The sequence below is a fragment of the Deinococcus puniceus genome, from assembly GCF_001644565.1.
Lineage (GTDB): Bacteria > Deinococcota > Deinococci > Deinococcales > Deinococcaceae > Deinococcus > Deinococcus puniceus.
In genome coordinates this window covers 2,718,409-2,736,333 of record NZ_CP011387.1, presented here as the reverse complement: position 1 = coordinate 2,736,333, position 17,925 = coordinate 2,718,409, and the positions used below count along the sequence as shown (strand labels likewise).

Sequence of the window (17,925 nt, the reverse complement as noted above, 5' to 3'; positions counted from 1 at the left end):
GTCCATGCCTGCCCTATCCTTACGCCATGCGAATCATGGCGGTTTTTGCCCACCCGGATGACGAGATCGGCTGCATGGGCACTTTGGCACAGCACGCGGCGCGGGGCGACGAGGTCATGTTGGTCTGGACGACTCTGGGTGAGTTGGCCTCGCAATTTGGCGACGCCTCGCACGAGGAAGTGACGCGGGTACGGCGCGAACACGGCGCGTGGGTGGCAGGCCGCATCGGGGCGCAACACCACTTTTTCGATATGGGCGACAGCCGCATGACCGGAAACCGCGCCGAAGCCCTGCAGCTGGCCCGCCTGTATGCCCGTTTTCGGCCCAATGCCGTGATCACCTGGAGCGATGACCACCCGCACCCCGATCACCGCATGACCGCCAAAATCGCCTTCGACGCCATTACGCTGGCCCGCATTCCCAAAATCGTGACCGGGGCAGGCGGCGCGTCCAGCCCACCCGCTCCCCATCTGGGCGGGGGCGGCGGCAGCATAGAAAGCGGCGAGGACGTGTCGCGCTTGCAGGCGTGGCGCGATCCCATCCGCTTTTACCAGTACTACGCGCCCGCCAGCCCCTACCCCGAAGTCCTGACCGACATCAGCGACAGCATCGAGGTGGCCGCCGAAGTGATGGCTTTCTACCACGCGTTTTACAAGTGGACATGGACAGCAGACCAGTTCCGCGAAGGCCGCGCCCAACTGGGCCGCATGGCAGGCGTGAAATACGCGGAACGTTTCAACCTGCGGGCGTCGCATCTGCGGGCGCGGCCTTATTTGGATTAGAGGGCCGCTCTTGGCCCTTCCTCAGACCCTTAGACCCTAGACCCTTAGACAAAGCACCCGGAAACGAAGCTCCCCTAATTCAGCACCCGCGTCCCCGGCACTTCCAGCACGAACGGCGGAATGATGGCCTTGCCCGCCGCGCCCCAAGCGTCGCGCAATCCGTAGTGGCCCTGCATCATGCCGGGGGTGTCCTGCACGGTCACGAAGGAATCGTAGACGTACACGGCTCCGGGGGCGAGGTGCGGTTGTTGGCCTACCACACCGTCACCGTCCACCACCGTTTCTCGCCCGCCTGCGTCCATAATTTGCCAGTGGCGGGTCAGCAGTTGCCATGTCTGATCGGAGTGGTTTTCGATGGTGATGACGTAGGCGAAGGCGTGGCGTCCGGGTTGGCTGTGGGCGGCCAAATACTGCACTTCTACGCTGACGCGCACGTCGGGATCGGTGGGGAGGAGTGGGGCGTCGTTCATCCGGCCAGAATACCGGGCCAGATGGAGCACAAAAGAATCGGCCCGCCCTTTAGACTCATCTGTATGACACAGGCCCCAGATTCTCAGTCCGCAGATCAGCAGTCCGGCCCGATCATCAACCTAGAATTTTTGTTCAAGCTGCTGTCTGTGGCTGCCCCTAGTGGCTCCGAGCGCCGCGCCGCCGATGTCTGGAAGCAGGAGGCCGCCGCCTTTGCCCGTGTCTCCGAAGACCATTTCGGCAACGTGTACGCCGAAGTAGGGCCGGAAGGTGCGCCCACGATTGCGCTGATGGGGCACTTGGATGAAATCGGCCTGATCGTGTCCCATGTCAGCGATGAAGGGTTCCTGAGCGTGCTGGGCGTGGGCGGCTGGGATCCGCAAGTGCTGGTGGGCCAACGGGTGCGTCTGCTTGCGCCGGGCGGCGACTTGCTGGGCGTCATCGGCAAAAAAGCCATTCATGTCATGGAGGCCGAGGAACGCACCAAGGCCAGCAAACTGGAAGACCTCTGGATCGACGTGGGCCTAGACAAAGACACCGTGAAGGCCCGCATTCCCATTGGCACGGTGGCCGTGATCGAGCAGATGCCCATGATGATCGGAGACAAGATCGTGAGCCGCGCACTCGACAACCGCGTGGGCGCATTTATCGTGCTGGAGGCGCTGCGGGCGGTGGCGGGCCATGACCTGAAGCACCGTGTGGTGGCGGTAGGAACCAGTCAGGAGGAAATCGGTGCGTTCGGGGCGCAGGTGGGCGGCTACCTGCTGAATCCGGTGGCGGGCATTGCCGTAGACGTGACCCACGAAACCAAGCAACCCGGCGTGAGCGAGAAGAAATACGGTGTGGTGCCGTTCGGATCGGGCGCGAATCTGAGCGTGAATCCCCTCAGTAGCCCGGCCCTGAACCGCGCCCTGATTGACGCGGCGGGCGCGGAACACATTCCCTACACCCTCAGCGCCGCCGGACGCTACAGCGGCACCGACGCCGATACCCTGACGTTGGTGCGGGCGGGCGTGCCCACTGCGGTGGTCAGCATTCCCAACCGCTACATGCACTCGCCCTCCGAGATGGTAGACGCCCGCGACGTGAAAGCCTGTACCGACATCATCGCGGCGTGGCTGCGGCGGGTGGGAACAGAGGAGAACTGGGGGCGCTGATTAGAAAAACCCCCCAGTCTGCTGCGCAGCCAGCCCCCCTTAGAGGGGAGCGCAACAGCTGTTAAGTCCCCACCTCTAAGGGGGGGCGTTGCGCCAGCAACGGGGGGGTTCACCCTCGGCGTCGAAATGCAACCCCCGAGTCTGCCCCCACTCAGGGGGTTCCATTCATTTTGGCCCATCCCGCCCACGCCAGCGGGCATACTGACAGCTATGCTGCGTATCGAGGCCGCCGAAATCATCGTTGTGCGTTTGCCCCTGAAATTCCGGTTTGAAACCAGTTTCGGGGTGCAAACGGAGAAAGTGGTGCCGCTGCTGGTGCTGCACGGCGGCGGCCTGCAAGGACTCTCGGAAGGCACGATGGAATTTGCGCCCATGTACCGCGAAGAAACCATCGCGGGCGGCCTTCATCTGCTCAAAGATGTGTTCCTGCCGCGTATTCTGGGCAAGACTTTTGCCAACCCGGAAGACCTTGAGGCCGCGCTGGGCGGATTCCGGGGCAACAAGATGGCGCGGGCGATGGTGGAAATGGCTGCGTGGGACTTGTGGGCCAGAATGCTGGACGTGCCGCTGGGCACGTTGTTGGGGGGCCGCAAAACAGAGGTTGAAGTGGGCGTCAGCCTCGGCATTCAGGCGGACGAAGCGGCGACGGTGGATGTGGTGCGGCGGCACGTGGAGCAGGGCTACCGCCGCATCAAGCTCAAGATCAAGCCGGGCTGGGATATTCAGCCGGTGCGGGCCACCCGCGAAGCCTTCCCCGACATTCGCCTGACGGTGGACGCCAACAGCGCCTACACGCTGGCCGATACGGGCCGCCTGCGGGCGCTCGATGAATTCGGCCTGACCTACATCGAGCAGCCGTTGGCGTGGGATGACCTGATCGACCACGCCACCTTGCAGGCCCGCCTGACCACGCCGCTGTGCTTAGATGAATCCATTACCACCGCGCAGGACGCCCGCAAGGGGTTGGCGCTGGGGGCAGGCGGCGTCATTAACGTAAAGGTGGCCCGCGTGGGTGGGCACGCCGAAGCGCGGCGCGTCCACGACATCTCGCAGGCGTTCGGTGCGCCCGTGTGGTGCGGCGGCATGCTGGAAAGTGGCGTGGGCCGCGCCCATAACATCCACCTGTCTACGCTGCCCAATTTCACCCTGCCCGGTGATACCAGCAGTGCCAGCCGCTACTGGGCCACTGACGTCATCAATGAACCGCTGGAAGCCGTAGACGGCCTGATGCCTGTGCCGACTGGCCCCGGCATCGGCGTGACCCTCAACCGCGAATTTGTCGCCAGCATCGCGGAACTGCACGAGGAGCGCACCGCTTGATGCAGGAACCGCCCGCCAATCCGGGGACGGCCCGCGTACCCACCCGCCCCTACGTGATCCGCGACGTAACCGATCCTTGGGCCATGCGTGCGCTGGAAGCCGTGCAGGTGGAGGCTTGGGGCTACTCAGACCGCGAGGTGACGCCCGGAACCCTGCTGCGAATCAGCGCCATGACGGGCGGAATCGTGTTGGCCGCGTATCCTTCAGATGAAAGCAACCCCGCCCCGGTGGGCTTTGCCTTCGGGTTTCCGGCGTTGTCGGGCGAGCGGATCTGGCACCATTCGCACCTGCTGGCCGTACACCCCGACTGGCGCGGTTCTGGCATGGCGGTGGCCCTGAAACTGGCCCAGCGGGAACGCGCCGTGCGGCAAGGCCTGACCCGTATGACGTGGACATTCGACCCGCTGATTGCCCGCAACGCCCGCCTGAACTTGGGCAAATTGGGCGCAACCGTGACCAGTTACCACGCCGACTGGTACGCCCTGGAAGACAACCGCGCCACCGCTTTTCCCGCTGACCGCCTGATGGCCGAATGGGACTTGACCCAGCCCCACGCTGACCGTCCGGTGCCCCCCGCACGCGGGCAGATGGCGCTGGAGGAACGCGAATACAGTCAGGAACCGGGCATCACCCGCCTATACCTGGCCGGAAACCGCCTGCTGGCCGAGGTGCCCACCCGCGCCGAAACCCTGCCTGAACCCGTGCGCCTGATGTGGCGGCATGCGCTGCGGGACGTCTTGAGTTCCTACCTTGCACGCGGCTACGCGATTACCGATCTGGCGCGTTCGGGGCACAGGGCGTATTACGTGCTGTCTAAGGAATAGAGATAGAGAATGGGCAGGCCAGAGAGAAGGCAGAGACGCCGTTCGGTAGACGTCCCTGCCTTTTCTGTTGACGTGTTGAAGACCTTGCTCAGTACACGTTGTAAAACGCCGTGTCGCTGACCCAATCCTGCTGAGGTACCGGCTGAGCAATCGGGTTCACTACGATGCTGAGGGCCTGCGCCAAGCGCTCTGGGGTCTTGGGCGTCACGGTGGCAAAGCTCTGGCCCTTCTGGTAAGAGCTGAGTTCGGACAGGTTCAGGGCGCGGCGGCTGGCGATGACCAGTACGCGGTTTTGCCCGCTGGGGCCAGTAATGTCGAAGGTGAACTGATCCCCTGTGGCGGGGAAGGCGCGGGTGGTTCCGGCCCGCACGTAGTTGCTGGCGCTGATGCGGTTGGGCAGAATCTGATCGGTGGTGCCGTCGGGATTTACGTTGAACAAGTACACGTAGGCGTTTTCGTTGACAGTAGTGTACAGCGTGATGCGGTCGCCGACGCTGTAGTTGGGCACGCGGGTGCCGCTGGTGTCGCGGTCGACCCACACACGGGCCGTCAGGGTAGTCTGCACCGGGTTCACGATGATGCTCTGGGCGCTCAGCTTGGGTGTGGCAAAGGCGGGGGCCGACACACTGCTCAGGGCGGCGGCACTTACGGCGGTCAGGAGAGCAAGTTTTTTGGAGATCATTTTAAGGGTAGACATGGGGGAACCTCCGGGATGGGGGGAGCGCACCTCGGGCGTCGGGTCTGTCCCAGCGCGTCTTTTCGGTGCGTTCTTTGTGCCCTTACAGTAGGCCCGCGTACCTGACTCACCGTGAATTGCGGCTGACTGAAGATGAGGCGCAGAGCGTTTGGTCTCATGTGCGGCCCAAAACGGCCTAACACTAAAGGTGGCGTCAGAAATGTGATCAGGTTAATCATCACAGCGGCTCAGCGGGTGGGTGTGATGGGGGAGCATCGGCAGAATGAGCACGAAAAAAAGCGGCCCCTTTGCAGAGAACCGCTTCTTCGTTTGTGGCAGGGATACTAGGATTCGAACCTAAACTAACAGATCCAAAATCTGTTGTGCTGCCATTACACCATATCCCTATGTCTAAACTCCACGGATGTCGCCACCCTAAAGCACATGACCCACACCGCCCAAACCGAACGGCGAACCAGAGTATAGGCATGAAAGGCGCGAGTGGTCAACAGGGGAACGCACATCTCATGAATGTCGGACGCTAAGTATTCCGCCTGCCCCGTCCTGCACGCGCCGCTGGCCCCGGTACCACCGTCAGGCCCGCGAAGGCCAGTAGCAGGCGCTTTTGGCCCACGCCGGGAAAATAGATCAGCACTTCTCGCCGCTCTCCCGCATGCGAGCCGCCCATAAATACGCCTTCGCCAAATTTAGGATGACTGACCCGCAGCGGATCGGTGCTGCTGACCGCCCGCTGCAACTCGCGGCTGGGAATGCCGAGTCGGGCGCTGACTTCGGGCAGAGACAAGCCGTGCAAATCCAGCAACTCGCGGGCTTGCAGGGGCCACGCGGCGGGCAGGGCGGGCGCGGTGTCGGGCAGGGGGGCAGCGTCTGGCACGTGTGCGGTGGCCTCCACACCCAACAGGCCTTGGAGGAGCGCGTGGGTGGCGGCCTTGTCGGTGGGTCGGCGCTCCCCGCTGGGCAAGAAAGGCGCAAAACAGCGGCTCACGGCAATGCATTCGTAGCATCCGTTGGCAGCGTTACAGCACGTTTTGGCGGTCAGTTGGTAGGCGCGGGCCAACAAGTCATCCATACCCTCGAACGCACGGCGCGATACACCCAGCCCGCCCAGCCAGTCGTCGTAGAGGAAAAAATAGGTGTCACGGCCCTCGCGGAAGGCTCCTGCCAAGTCGCCCTCATCGCAGGCCACCCGCTCCGGCGTGACTTTTTGCAGCAGGTGCTTGAGGGTATGGGCCACCGCGGTGGGGCGCTCGGTGGCCGCCGGGTCTAGCCCCACTTCCAGCGCACTCGTTCGGAAGGGCGGCAACTCCAGCGGGTTGTCGTACAAATGTTCGCTGAGCTTGTGATCCTGCATCCGGTCTTGAATGCGGCCCCCGCAGGCGCGGCAAGTGCGCTCGCTGGGACCGGGATCGCGGTCACAGCCGCTGCACACGCGCTCGAAGACTTGGCGCATCATGGAAAATCCGGTGTAGCGGCGGCGAATAATCACCTCGCCGTGACGGTAAGCCAGCGGGCCACGTCGCACCCAGTCGCCCATTTTGGCGGGCTGCACATCGATGGAATACAGCCCCCGCGTGAACAAGTTGGCCGCCTCGAACTTTTCCACGATGATGGCCGTTCCGGGCGAATGTTCCTCCCAGCGCAGCACCTTGTAGCCCTGCCCGTCCAGCGAAAACACGGCCCCCTCATGCTTTTCGGTGAGCGCGTAGTGCTGGCTGGGCGATTCCAGAGGCGCGTCGAAGCAGCGCATGCCCCGCGTGGCCCACTCTGCGGCCTCTATCACCGCAAATTTGGCGCTCCCTTCGCCGCGCAGGTTCCAGTAGCGCGGCGCGGGCAAGTTCTCCGACGGCAGGCCCGCCGCCCGGAATTCTTCGTTCTGGCGCTCCTTGTGCCGGGGCGACAAGTACGGATTCCCCGCTTCCACTACCGCCTTTTCGATCTGGCCCTTCACCAGTTCATGAAAGTTGCCGGTATTGCTGTAAAAGGCGTCTACAGGCTGCGGCACGCCCTGATCGTTCAGCGCGGGCAGATACAGCACCAAGCCGGGGGCCACCCGTCCAGCGCGGCCCGCCATCTGCCGAAAAGCCATGCGCGAGCCGGGGTAGCCGTCAATGATCACGATCTCCAGATCACCGATGTCCACCCCAGCTTCGAGGGCGTTGGTGGCGAACATGACGCCGCTGGAGGCGCGCCGGAACTCGGAGAGGCGGCCCTCGCGGTCACTGGTTCCAGCCATGTACAGGTGCGCGGCGCGGGCGTAGCGCGGTTGGGCGCGGTAGGTGGAATACAGCCGTGCAGCGCGGGAACGGCCCCGAAAAAAGGCCAGCACTTTCAGGCCATGTGCAGCGCTGGCGTTCATCACGGCGTCCCAAAAACGGCGCGGCTGCCCTCTGTGATCGGCCAAGTAGTAGCGTTTGCCGTGCCGTGCCGCGCCCGATTCGCTGACCTCTACGGCGTCTATGCCCACCAGTTCGCGGGCAAATTCGGCGGGGTTGCCGATGGTGGCGGTACTTAAAATCACCTGCGGATTGGCTCCCAGCGCCCGCGCCAAGTCCAGCAGGCGGCGCAGCATTCCGGCTACCTCACTACCAAAGCCGCCCCGGTAGGTGTGCGCCTCGTCTAGCACCACGAAGGCCAATTTGGACAGGAAGGCCCGCACTTTGGGATGGGTCAGTGACCAGTGCAGCTTGTCGGGCGTGGCCGTGACCATCCGCACGCCGTCCTTAAACACGTCTGCGGGCTGTGCGCCTCCCTGAAACGCGGCAATCTGCCACCCGAATTTCCCCCCATCGCGGAAGGCATTCAGCTTGTCGCGCTGGTCTTGGCCGAGCGCCACCAGCGGGTAGATGAACAGCGCAGTGGCGTCTAGGTTGGTCTCCAGCCGCTCGAACACTGCCGGAAAAAACGCGCCCGTTTTGCCGCTGGCGGTGGGCGTGGTCACGATCACATGCTCGCCCGCGTGCATCAGGCGGTAGGTGTCGGCTTGGTGGCGGTACACGTCGGCAAAGCCGAAGCCCCGGCGCACGGCCTCTGTCCAGCCCAGATCGGCGGCCTTTTCGGTGTGGGCGGGCACGGCTTCATCCTCATGCAGCAGCGCCACGCCCCCGCCCAACACCTCGCGCAGAAAGCCCTCTAGGCGGGCGTAGCGCGTGGACTGTGGGGCCAGAGGATCAGGCCCAAGCTGATCGAGAAGGGAGCGGGCAGACAGCACGCCTTCAGTGTAGGCCGGAAGGTCAGCAGGGCGCGGGGGGACGGGTTACGGTGGGGGCGTGGGCAAGTGGACATTCCGGGCGAACCCCCCAGTCTGCTTCGCAGCCAGCCCCCCTTAGAGGGGAGCGCAAAAGCTGTTAAGTCCTCCCCTCAAGGGGGGGCGTTGCGTCAGCAACGGGGGGGTTCACCTTCCCAATCCGCTTATAACATCCCCTCGCTCTCACGCAGCAAAATCGGCGCACGGAAGGCGGCGGGCAGCCATTCTTCCTGCGGGTGCATGGCGTCGGGCGGGCAGGAATGCACGCAGGCCATACAGCCGGTGCAGGCGCTCAGGTTCAGCAACAGTTGCACGCCGCCTTCGGGCTGAAGCTCGCGGGTGATGGCGCTCGTGGGGCACACGTTGGCGCACACGGGGCAATTGATGCATTTGTCGTCCACCAGCGGGGCGGGCCAGTACACGCCCGCGTCTTCGGGTGGGGCAGGCTTGAGGGTGCGCTCTCGCCAACGCCACTCTTCGGGGGTGCGCTCGGCGGGCACACTCCAGTCCACAAACGGCAGGGGTTGATCGGGAATGGCCTGTACGAGTTGCTGTTTTCCGGCCCGGAACAGGCTGGCAAAGGCTCCGCGCCTCGACATCTGCACGTCGCGGCCTTTATCGCCCTCGGTGGCGGGGCGCACGGTCACGCGGGCAGGCTGTCCCGTGCTTTTCCGCAGGCGTTGCGCTTCGTCTACCACGCGGCTCAGGCGTTCGGGCACATCGGGCGCACCCACCGGACAGGCCGCGCAGTCGCCGTGAATCAGGTGCAGAGGTAAATCCCACACGCCCGACGCGGCCACCAAAGCAGGCGTCACCCGTCCCAAGCACGGCAACTGCGGCCCGCCCGCCCCACTCTGAGAACAGGTCAGGGTGGCATCTTCTTGCGGCCTGCCCGTCACGCTACTGCGCTGATCGCTCACGGCTTGCAGCGGCCCCTGAAGGTCGTATTCCAGCGCCCCGGACGGGCAGACCTGCACGCACAGCCCGCATCCGGTACACAGGTCGGGCAGCACCGTGATGGAGTTCCCTAGCATCCCTACCGCAATCGCTTCATGCGGGCAAGTGGTGTAGCACGCATCGCAGCCGCCCACCGCCTGCCGCTCCAGCAGGCAGCGCGGCCCGGTATAGCGCGGCGTCAAATTTCCCATGTCCCCTAAGCGGGACAGCACCCCTTGCAACATGGCCGGAGTCTAGCGGGCGGGGGGCAGCAAGTTTGCGAGGTTGGTGGGGGTGGGGGGTGCTGGACAACGTTGGTGTGTAAACCCCCCAGTCTGCTGCGCAGCCAGCCCCCCTTAAAGGGAGCGTTGCGTCAGCAACGGGGGGTTCACCTTCCATCTCAGCCCGACGCTTCCCCCAGACCAGCCTCACCCAGCCCTGTTTCCCCCAACAACGCCGCCCGTTCCTCCGGCGTCAGGGCCACCATCACGCGGCTCAGCACCACGTCTACAGCTTGTTCGGCGCTTTCGTCCAGCGTCAGGCCGTCCAGCAGGGGCACATCTAGGTCGTGGGCCAGCCCCTCAAGGTAGTCCTGCATGGTGCGAATCTCGCCAAAGTAACGCATATAGCGGTGCAGCGGGCGGCTGGCGGCGGTTTCTTCGTCGCGGCTCTCGAAGTGGCGGCGGTGTTCGGATTCGCTGGGCAGCGTGACCAACATGGGCACCACCAACGCGCCCGCAAAAGCGTCGGCCCGCAAGTAGCCGGGAACCAGATGCACGCCCTCCAGCACCACACTTGTCCCCTCTTCAATGCTGCGGCGCACCACTGCCGACAGGCCTACGCTGACCTGCTGCACCTGCTCGCGGAATCCGGCCAAGAGGGCCTCGCGGGTGGGGTGGGTGGGCGGCGTCTGACCGGGCGGCACCAACGTTTCCCATGCATTGAAGGTGCTGGCGTGCAGCGTGGGCAGCAGCGCTGGAGACACCATCGCCCGCATGACCTGACGAATGGAATCGGTGCTGACCACCCGCGCGATGCCCAATCGGTAGGCGATTTCGGCGGCCAGAAAGCTTTTGCCGGTGCCACTGACGCCCCCCAGCAGCACCACCAATGGGCGCGGCGGCTGACGAATCACGCGCAGCAGGCGGTAGCGGGCGCTCACATCCGGCCCCACCTCGTCGCGCAGCAGTCCCTCCACCTTTTCGCGGATGGCGTGGCGGCGCACCACCCGGTCATCGGCCCCGCGCAGATCACGCTGGGTAATTCGGGCCACTTTGCGGGCCACATCGGGGGCCACGCCTGCGGCCAACAAGGACTGCACCAACAAGCCCTTAGAAAAAGGACTGGGGGCGCTGCCGTCGCCGCTGACCACACCCAATTTGCCCCGGTTATGGCGCAAAAACTGATAAGTCAGGCGCATATGTTCGCCGTACTGGGCGGCCAGTGTGCGCTCGGTTAGGTCGTCTATGGCCTCGGCACTCAGTTTTCGTAGGCCCGATTGCCGCATCTGCACATCTACGGCGCTGGCGGTGGCGTAAGCGTCCCGCTGAGACAGCCCCGCGTCTTCCAGTGTGCGGGCCAGCACCCCCCGGCTGAAGGGCAACTCGCCTTTTTTGGCCGTGACCATGATGTCTACGAACGCGGGCGTCTGTTGTTCGGCGGCGTGGGCCACAGCGTCGCCCCCCACGTCCCGCGCTACCTCGACCACCAGTGCTTGCAGTTCATCGGGCGTAACCTGAATGCGCCGCGCTGCCCGGAGTTGCTGCTCTACCCGCCGTGCCACCGCCGCCGCCACTGCACCCGACGCCCCCGCATTGATCAGCGACTCCACCACCAACCCCCGGCTAAACGGCCAGGAGTGGCGGGACGTGCCAACAGTGAGTTCGGGCTGGGTCAAGGGCGGATACCTCGGCGGAAGACGGACGGCGGCGAATGGAAAGCAGGGAAGGAAAAAAAGTCAACCGGGGCAGTCTACTCGCCCCGGCCTTTCAGGATGCCTATATTGTTGGCCTACATTGTTGGACAGTGGAGATGGAAGGTGAACCCCCGTTGCTGGTGCAACACCCCTCCTGAGACTTGAAAAGCTCCGCAGGAGGGGAGGACAACAGCTTTTGCGCTCCCCTCTAAGGGGGGCTGGCTGCCAAGCAGACTGGGGAGTTCACTCGCCAACTCAGCCGCTCATTCTCCCTAGTGCCGCCCCACCGGTTCCCGCCGCAACGCCCCTTCCAGCAGCAGCGTCAGCGCCAGCCGCATTTCTTCTTGCAGGGTGCGCTCGGTGCCGTAGGCGCTCCAGCGCAGGGCCACCATCAGGTAGGTGTCGGCAATCAGGTTGCTGATGCGTTGCAGGCTCAAATCTGTCCGCATCTGACCCGCCTGATGCAGCGGGCGCAAGATCAGCTCGATGACTTTGCTGAGCGGCAGCGCCTGATACGCGGTGCGGGCGCGCTCGGGGTTGGGGTTCATGACCTCGTAGGCCAGCGGCGGAAACAGGTCGCGCTCGCGGGAATTTTCTTCGGCCAGCAAGTCCCAGACTTCGTACAGCACGGTCAGAGGCGGCACATGTTCCTTCAGGCGGGCCTCGGCGTGGTCGCGCAGGCGGGTCATCACTTCGCTGCCGTAATCCAGCAGCACCGCTTCTTTATAAGGATAGTAGTTAAAGAAAGTGCCGCGAGAAACATTGCTGGCTTTGGCAATATCGGTGGCCGTGGTGGTCTGAAAACCGCCCCGTTTGAACAAATCGATAGCTACGCTGTAAATGCGGGCGCGGCGACGTTCCTTTTGGCGCTCCCTCAGCGACGACGGCGAATCCATAACGTGCAAGATAGCGCGTCGTGGGTTCAAAATTGCACCCTGTACAAAAACCCGGTGAGTGGTGAGTGGGTAGTGGTGAGTGGGAAAAGACGAAGCCCAACTCAATATCAGTCTTTTGTGCCTTTCCCACTTCCTACTGACCACTCACCACTCACGTCTTTTCGCTAACCTGCTTTACCGTTACAAATGCCGCCCCCCACAAGCGCCATGCTGTGGTATGGCACGCCTGACGCGGTACAGCAAGTTTGAGGGTGAACTGGATCAGCTCGATTCTTCGGAACTGATGCAGATGATTCAGGAAGCGCTGCTGGGGCAGGGCATGAACGACCCTTACGACCCCGATCCCAACACCCGGCCCAGCATGGACGACCTGTTCGACGCCATTTTGGAGGCGCTGGCCGAGCGCAACATGATTCCCGAAGACCTGCTGATGGAAGCTATGCAGTCTGAGGACGTGCGCGAAACCAAGCTGGGCGAGCAGATTCAGACCCTGATGGACAGGCTGCAACAAGACGGCTTTATTCGTAAGGAATTCGACGATGAAGACGGGCAGGGCGGGCAAGGTCAGTCCGGCGAATCCAAATTCCAGTTGACCGACAAGAGCATCGACTTTTTGGGCTATAAATCGCTGCGTGACCTGATGGGCGGGCTGGGCCGCAGCAGCGCGGGCGCACACGACACCCGCGAATATGCCAGTGGCGTAGAAATGACGGGCGAGCTGAAGAGTTACGAGTTTGGCGACACGCTGAACCTCGATACCACCGCCACGCTTGGCAATGTGATGGGCAAAGGCGTGGAGAACTTGCAGGAGTCCGATCTGGTGATCCGGCAGGCCGAGTACAACTCCAGCGCGGCCACCATCGTGCTGCTGGACTGCTCTCACTCCATGATCCTGTACGGCGAAGACCGCTTTACGCCTGCCAAGCAAGTGGCGCTGGCCCTCGCCCACCTGATCCGCACCCAGTACCCCGGCGACACCGTGAAATTCGTGCTGTTCCACGACAGCGCCGAAGAAGTGACCGTGAGCAAGCTGGCACAGGCGCAGATCGGGCCGTACCACACCAATACGGCGGGCGGGCTACGGCTGGCCCAGCAACTGCTGAAGCGCGAAAACAAGGATATGAAGCAGATCGTGATGATCACGGACGGCAAGCCCAGCGCCCTCACGCTGCCCGATGGCCGGATTTACAAAAATGCGTATGGCCTCGATCCCTACGTGTTGGGCGCGACCCTGCGGGAAGTCGCCAACTGCCGCCGCAGCGGAATTCAGGTCAATACCTTTATGCTGGCCCGCGATCCCGACTTGGTGGGCTTCGTGCGCCGGGTCAGCGAGATGACGCGCGGCAAGGCCTACTTCACCACGCCGCAGAACATCGGGCAGTACGTGCTGATGGATTTTGTGACGAATAAGACGAAATTGGTGAATTAGAGCAGGCAGCAGGGCATAACGGCAGACAGAGTGTGGATCGTGGAACGTGGGGAAGGCCAAACCACGATCTACGATCTACACTCCACGTTCTTGCCCAAGCTTCAGCTCGCTTCCCCCGCCTTCATCGCGTCATGGGCCAGCAACGTAGCGTAACCGTGTCCCAAGCCGTGTTCGGTCTTCAGCCAATCTACGATGTCGCTGTGGCGGGCCAGTTCTCCGGCTTGCAATTTGGCACGAATCTGGGTCAGCCAGTCGGGAATGGTAACGCCTGTTTTGGTTTCTATGTTGGTGTAGTAGCTCTGCTTGATCTGTTCCGGCGTTTTTGCCATACGGATTACTCCCATTGTTGGGTAAGAAAAAGCGGGCCTGCCAGAGAATTCTCTGTGTAGGCCCGCTTGTCCATCTTTTCCTACTAACGACTGACTGCTTACTTTCTGCTGCCTACTGCCAGCAGCGCCCCAAACAACGCCAGATTCTTCAAAAACTGAGACTGCTGGTGCATGCGCTCTTTGCCGCTCTTGTCCCAGAAGGGGTGGCCGATGACGGTGGTGGGAATCAGGCTGGCGGCCAGCGCGGTGGTGGCAAAGCGGGGAGCCACGCCGAGGGCCAGCATCGCGCCTGCGCCCAGCATCACGGCGCTGTTGGCCCGCACGGCAATTTCGGGTTCCGGCACTTCCGCGCCCTTGGCCGCCCGCACGATAGGCTCGGGGTTTTGCAGGTGGTCAAGGCCGTTTTTGATAAAAATGCTTGCGAGCAGTGCCCGCCCGATAAATCCTGTTACGCCCATGTGAAGCCTCCTTGAGATGCTGGCAAGTTTAGCGCAGGCCGGGACGTTTGGCCCGCATGGGCGCGGCAGGTGGGCTAGACGCCCGGGGGCACGGCCAATTGCCGCCCCAAGTCCACCATCAAGGCTTGCACCGCCGCGACTCCAGTGGTCATCAGGCGCGTGAATTCTTCGGTGGTCATCGGGCCTGCCTCGGCTCCGCCCTGAGTTTCTATCAGCAGGCCGGTGCTGGTCGCCACCACATTCAGGTCGGCGCGGGCCACTTTATCTTCGGCGTAGTCCAAATCCACGCGCAGTTCGTCGCCCACAAACCCCACGCTGATCGCGCCCACGTTGTGCAGCAGGGGCCATTCGCTCAGTTTTCCGGCCCGCACCATGCGGTCACACAGGTCGTGCAGGGCGGCGTGGGCGGCCAGAATGCTCGCCACGCGGGTTCCGCCATCGGCCACCAACACGTCGCAGTCTATGTACAGCGTCTGATTCCGAAAAGGGCGTAAATCCATGCTGGCCCGCATCGCCCGCCCCAAGAGGCGCTGGATTTCGTGGCGGCGGCCATTTTGCAGACTGCGTTCCCGCGCTTGGCGGTCGGTGGTGGCGCGGGGCAGCATGGCGTACTCGGCGGTCAGCCAGCCTTCTTTCAGCCCGCGCATATGGGGCGCGGCTTTGTCCTCCACGCTCACGGTGGCCAAGATTTCGGTGCGGCCCATCGTCAGGTGAGCGCTGCCGGGGGCGTGCGGGTTCACGCTGCGGCGCACGGTCAGCGGGCGGGGCGTGAGGCTGTCGCGGCCCTCGCGGATCGGCAGGCGGGTCTGGTGGTTCATTTTGGTCATGTTTGGATGGACTCGATTCGGAGCGCGTCGGCTCTGGGTGGGGGAGAAGTAGGGAGGGTGGATAAGTGCTGATCTGTATTGTGCATGGGCCCGGCCAGCAGGGTAGCCATGACAGGCTGCGCCGCCTGCACCGAGCCGGTAACGAAATAGCTGATTCCGGGCGTGTGTGACACGACTTCTGGCCTAAGTAAGCCAAGCCGTTCTAGCGTGCTGCGGGTGTGCCGGGCCACCGCCGCGCCGCTGTCTACGAGGGCAAACGTATCGCCAAATTCGGCGCGAATGGCGGGGGCCAAAAACGGATAATGCGTGCAGCCCAACACCAACTGGTCTGCGCCCGCTGCCCGCAACGGCTCCAGCACCCGCCGCAGTTCGGCCCGCGTTTCGGCGCTGTCTTGCTGGCCCGCCTCTACAAGTGGCACCAGCGCGGCACTGACCGCCATCAGCACTTCTACGCCCGCTGGTACAGCCCATTGCCGAATCACGTCTTGCAGCAGCGTGCCGCGCAGGGTGCCCGGAGTCGCCAGCACGCCCACCACGCGCGAACGGGTGGCCTGAATGGCTGGCTTGACTGCCGGAACCAGCCCGATGACCGGAAACTGGGGGCCGTACTTCTCACGCAGATGGGTGAGGCTAAAGGCGCTGGCGGTGTTGCAGGCCACCACCACGCCCTTGACGCCACGTGCGTGCAGGGCCGCCACCGCCCGCGCGGTCAGGTCGCGCAAATCGTCGTCGCCGCGTGCGCCGTAGGGCAGGTGCGCGGTATCGGCCAGATACACGATGTCCTCTTGCGGCAGCACGCGGCGAATTTCGGCCAGTACGCTGAGGCCGCCTACGCCGCTGTCGAAAATCCCCAAAGGACGGCAGGAAGGGTCGGCATTGCTCACGCCCCGGATGATAGCGGAGGCGGCAAGCGGGGCAAGCGCCTAGAGCAATTCTCCGAATTACGCCACCGAACAAAGGGACTTTCGGTGGCTCCATTCTCTGCTCCTTGCGCTCTCCGAGTCCGTCCTGTTCGGTCAAATTCGCTCGGTCATTCTTATGACAAATGCTCTAGACTCGCCCTGTGAATCCTCCACCCCCGGTGAGCGTTTTGGAGGCGTTTGGGCTGTCTGGAACGCCCGAACGACTGGTGGGTGGGCAGGCGACGGTGTGGCGCGTGGGTGAGGCGGTGCTGAAGCCGGACACCCACACGCCTCAAGAACTGGACTGGCAAGCGCGGGTGCTGGGGCAAGTCGGTGGGACTGCGCTGCGGGTATCCCGGCTGCTGTATGCCCATAACGGCGCAGTCTTGGTCGAAGGTTGGTCGGCGTGGACTTACCTTGCAGGCCGCCATGAACCGGGCCGCTGGACAGAGATTTTGCAAGTCGGTCAGCACTTCCATGAAGCTCTGGAAGCTGTGCCGCGCCCCGCGTTTTTGGACGCCCGCACAGATCCTTGGGCCGCCGCAGACCGCATGGCTTGGGGAGAACTCCCGCTGGACAACTTTTTGGCTGCCCCCCACATCCGGCGACTTGCCGAGCAGCTCCGGCCCGTGCATGCGCCCCCGCAACTCATCCACGGCGATCTGACGGGCAATGTCTTGTTCTCGGAGTCGGACGCGCCCGCCGTCATCGACTTTTCTCCGTATTGGAGGCCTGCCGGGTTTGCGCTGGCGATTGTGGTGGTCGACGCCTTGGTCTGGGAGGGCGCAGACGAGGGCTTACTGCAGGCCGTCCGCGCTGTCCCCGAATTTCCGCAACTCTTCCTCCGTGCGCTGATTTTTCGTAGAAGTGTTGAAGAACTACTTCCCAAGCCGTCTAGAGCAGTTGTCCGAATTTCAGCGTCAGAAAAAAGGCTCCTCACGCCTCCATGCTCCCAACTCCTCGCTGAACTTCATTCACTTCGTTCGGTCAACACAAACAACTCTTTTGACAAACGCTCTAGATACGCAAACACCGCGCATGATCCCTATCGAAGTGCCGTTGATCTGGCTGTTCGGCTGTCTTCTCGCTGAGTCTTTCACCGCACCATTTGGCCGCCTGCTCGCTGCTGACCGCTACTCTTGCTTATGCCCACGTTGCCCACCGTTCCGCACGAAATCCGCACCCCGCGCCTGCTGTTGCGGCGGCCCGATCCTGCCGACGCCGAAGCCCTGTGCGCCGCTGTCCAAGCCTCTTTGCCGGAATTGCAACCGTGGATGATCTGGGCGCAAACGCCGCTTGATCTGATCGCCACGCGCGACAATTTGCAGGATGTAACCGCCAAGTTCGATGCCCGTGAGAACCTGCGCTATCACGTCTGGCGTGTGCCGGAACAGGCCGGAGTGCCGCCCGAACTGATCGGCAGCAGCGGCTATCACGCCCTCGATTGGCGCGTGCCCAAGGGCGAAATCGGCTACTGGATCGCCACCGCCCACGCGGGGCAGGGCTACGCCACCGAAGTCACGCACGCCCTGACCGAACTGGCGCTCAATCCGGCAGCAAGCGGCGGCCTCGGCTTTCGCCGCCTAGAAATCCGCTGCGATCCGGCCAACCACCGCAGCGCCCGCATTCCGCCCGCGCTGGAGTACACGCTGGACGCTCATTTGGTGAATGACACGGTGGCGGCCAACGATCCGAGCCAACTGCGGGATACGCTGATTTTTAGCCGGACGCGCTCTTAATT

At 63.4% G+C, this 17,925-nt stretch carries 17 protein-coding genes and 1 tRNA gene; 7 read left to right on the top strand and 11 right to left on the bottom strand.

Going from position 1 to position 17,925, the window contains the following annotated elements; genetic code table 11:
- Positions 1-26: 26 nt before the first annotated feature.
- A complete protein-coding gene (locus SU48_RS12695) occupies positions 27-782 on the top strand; it encodes a PIG-L deacetylase family protein (protein ID WP_064015559.1) in 756 nt (251 codons plus the stop codon).
- A 74-nt stretch (positions 783-856) separates the two neighbouring features.
- Here SU48_RS12695 and apaG read toward each other — a convergent pair whose 3' ends face one another.
- Positions 857-1,252 (bottom strand): Co2+/Mg2+ efflux protein ApaG, encoded by a 396-nt coding sequence (apaG, locus tag SU48_RS12690; RefSeq protein ID WP_064015558.1) that lies wholly within the window; start codon positions 1,250-1,252, stop codon positions 857-859.
- 63 nt (positions 1,253-1,315) lie between these two features.
- On the opposite strand from apaG, the gene SU48_RS12685 reads away from it, so the two are divergent.
- The 3 genes from SU48_RS12685 to SU48_RS12675 all read left to right on the top strand — a co-directional run bounded on the left by SU48_RS12685 (position 1,316) and on the right by SU48_RS12675 (position 4,551).
- Positions 1,316-2,407 (top strand): M42 family metallopeptidase, encoded by a 1,092-nt coding sequence (locus tag SU48_RS12685; RefSeq protein ID WP_064015557.1) that lies wholly within the window; start codon positions 1,316-1,318, stop codon positions 2,405-2,407.
- Between the two features lie 210 nt (positions 2,408-2,617).
- Complete coding sequence (gene menC / locus SU48_RS12680; protein WP_064015556.1) at positions 2,618-3,727, top strand: o-succinylbenzoate synthase; 1,110 nt, start codon at positions 2,618-2,620, stop codon at positions 3,725-3,727.
- Positions 3,727-4,551 carry a hypothetical protein gene (locus SU48_RS12675; protein WP_064015555.1) on the top strand — a complete coding sequence of 275 codons (825 nt, stop codon included), beginning with the start codon at positions 3,727-3,729 and terminating at the stop codon, positions 4,549-4,551. The genes menC and SU48_RS12675 overlap by 1 nt, the downstream gene beginning before the upstream one ends.
- An 88-nt stretch (positions 4,552-4,639) precedes the next feature.
- Here the strand turns inward: SU48_RS12675 and SU48_RS12670 are convergent, their stop codons facing one another.
- The 6 genes from SU48_RS12670 to SU48_RS12645 form a co-directional block, all read right to left on the bottom strand.
- Positions 4,640-5,248: a DUF4384 domain-containing protein gene (locus SU48_RS12670; protein WP_064015554.1), complete on the bottom strand. Its 609-nt coding sequence runs from the start codon at positions 5,246-5,248 to the stop codon at positions 4,640-4,642.
- A gap of 312 nt (positions 5,249-5,560) precedes the next feature.
- Positions 5,561-5,634 (bottom strand) — tRNA-Gln (locus SU48_RS12665).
- A gap of 134 nt (positions 5,635-5,768) precedes the next feature.
- Positions 5,769-8,456, bottom strand: coding sequence for a DEAD/DEAH box helicase (locus tag SU48_RS12660; protein ID WP_407919260.1), 2,688 nt, complete (start codon positions 8,454-8,456; stop codon positions 5,769-5,771).
- Positions 8,457-8,656: 200 nt separating this feature from the next.
- Positions 8,657-9,673 carry a 4Fe-4S binding protein gene (locus SU48_RS12655; protein ID WP_064015553.1) on the bottom strand — a complete coding sequence of 339 codons (1,017 nt, stop codon included), beginning with the start codon at positions 9,671-9,673 and terminating at the stop codon, positions 8,657-8,659.
- A 155-nt stretch (positions 9,674-9,828) separates the two neighbouring features.
- Positions 9,829-11,325 carry a 2-phosphoglycerate kinase gene (locus SU48_RS12650; RefSeq protein WP_064015552.1) on the bottom strand — a complete coding sequence of 499 codons (1,497 nt, stop codon included), beginning with the start codon at positions 11,323-11,325 and terminating at the stop codon, positions 9,829-9,831.
- Between the two features lie 290 nt (positions 11,326-11,615).
- Complete coding sequence (locus SU48_RS12645; RefSeq protein ID WP_064015551.1) at positions 11,616-12,239, bottom strand: TetR/AcrR family transcriptional regulator; 624 nt, start codon at positions 12,237-12,239, stop codon at positions 11,616-11,618.
- A gap of 217 nt (positions 12,240-12,456) precedes the next feature.
- On the opposite strand from SU48_RS12645, the gene SU48_RS12640 reads away from it, so the two are divergent.
- On the top strand, positions 12,457-13,668 hold the full coding sequence (locus SU48_RS12640; RefSeq protein ID WP_064015550.1) for a vWA domain-containing protein: 1,212 nt from the start codon (positions 12,457-12,459) through the stop codon (positions 13,666-13,668).
- Between the two features lie 101 nt (positions 13,669-13,769).
- On the opposite strand, the gene SU48_RS12635 is transcribed toward SU48_RS12640, so the two are convergent.
- The 4 genes from SU48_RS12635 to murI all read right to left on the bottom strand — a co-directional run bounded on the left by SU48_RS12635 (position 13,770) and on the right by murI (position 16,166).
- Positions 13,770-13,997 (bottom strand): DUF4287 domain-containing protein, encoded by a 228-nt coding sequence (locus tag SU48_RS12635; RefSeq protein ID WP_064015549.1) that lies wholly within the window; start codon positions 13,995-13,997, stop codon positions 13,770-13,772.
- A 98-nt stretch (positions 13,998-14,095) separates the two neighbouring features.
- Entirely contained in the window at positions 14,096-14,455 is a 360-nt protein-coding gene (locus SU48_RS12630; protein ID WP_064015548.1) for a DoxX family protein, read from the bottom strand.
- A 74-nt stretch (positions 14,456-14,529) separates the two neighbouring features.
- Positions 14,530-15,282 (bottom strand): ribonuclease PH, encoded by a 753-nt coding sequence (rph, locus tag SU48_RS12625; protein WP_064015547.1) that lies wholly within the window; start codon positions 15,280-15,282, stop codon positions 14,530-14,532.
- On the bottom strand, positions 15,279-16,166 hold the full coding sequence (gene murI, locus SU48_RS12620; protein WP_064015546.1) for a glutamate racemase: 888 nt from the start codon (positions 16,164-16,166) through the stop codon (positions 15,279-15,281). Before murI ends, rph begins: the two co-directional genes overlap by 4 nt.
- A gap of 179 nt (positions 16,167-16,345) precedes the next feature.
- Between murI and SU48_RS12615 the strand changes: the two genes are divergently transcribed.
- A complete protein-coding gene (locus SU48_RS12615) occupies positions 16,346-17,275 on the top strand; it encodes a TIGR02569 family protein (RefSeq protein ID WP_082869772.1) in 930 nt (309 codons plus the stop codon).
- Positions 17,276-17,329: 54 nt separating this feature from the next.
- Entirely contained in the window at positions 17,330-17,923 is a 594-nt protein-coding gene (locus SU48_RS12610) for a GNAT family N-acetyltransferase (protein WP_064015544.1), read from the top strand.
- The last annotated feature ends 2 nt before the right edge of the window (positions 17,924-17,925 follow it).

Coding starts and splice junctions, on each gene's coding strand:
- SU48_RS12610 (WP_064015544.1), top strand. CDS start 17,330: ATGCCCACGTTGCCCACCGTTCCGCACGAAATCCGCACCCCGCGCCTG.
- SU48_RS12645 (WP_064015551.1), bottom strand. CDS start 12,239: ATGGATTCGCCGTCGTCGCTGAGGGAGCGCCAAAAGGAACGTCGCCGC.
- SU48_RS12695 (WP_064015559.1), top strand. CDS start 27: ATGCGAATCATGGCGGTTTTTGCCCACCCGGATGACGAGATCGGCTGC.
- apaG (WP_064015558.1), bottom strand. CDS start 1,252: ATGAACGACGCCCCACTCCTCCCCACCGATCCCGACGTGCGCGTCAGC.
- SU48_RS12670 (WP_064015554.1), bottom strand. CDS start 5,248: ATGTCTACCCTTAAAATGATCTCCAAAAAACTTGCTCTCCTGACCGCC.
- SU48_RS12685 (WP_064015557.1), top strand. CDS start 1,316: ATGACACAGGCCCCAGATTCTCAGTCCGCAGATCAGCAGTCCGGCCCG.
- SU48_RS12655 (WP_064015553.1), bottom strand. CDS start 9,673: ATGTTGCAAGGGGTGCTGTCCCGCTTAGGGGACATGGGAAATTTGACG.
- SU48_RS12635 (WP_064015549.1), bottom strand. CDS start 13,997: ATGGCAAAAACGCCGGAACAGATCAAGCAGAGCTACTACACCAACATA.
- SU48_RS12675 (WP_064015555.1), top strand. CDS start 3,727: ATGCAGGAACCGCCCGCCAATCCGGGGACGGCCCGCGTACCCACCCGC.
- SU48_RS12640 (WP_064015550.1), top strand. CDS start 12,457: ATGGCACGCCTGACGCGGTACAGCAAGTTTGAGGGTGAACTGGATCAG.
- rph (WP_064015547.1), bottom strand. CDS start 15,282: ATGACCAAAATGAACCACCAGACCCGCCTGCCGATCCGCGAGGGCCGC.
- SU48_RS12630 (WP_064015548.1), bottom strand. CDS start 14,455: ATGGGCGTAACAGGATTTATCGGGCGGGCACTGCTCGCAAGCATTTTT.
- menC (WP_064015556.1), top strand. CDS start 2,618: ATGCTGCGTATCGAGGCCGCCGAAATCATCGTTGTGCGTTTGCCCCTG.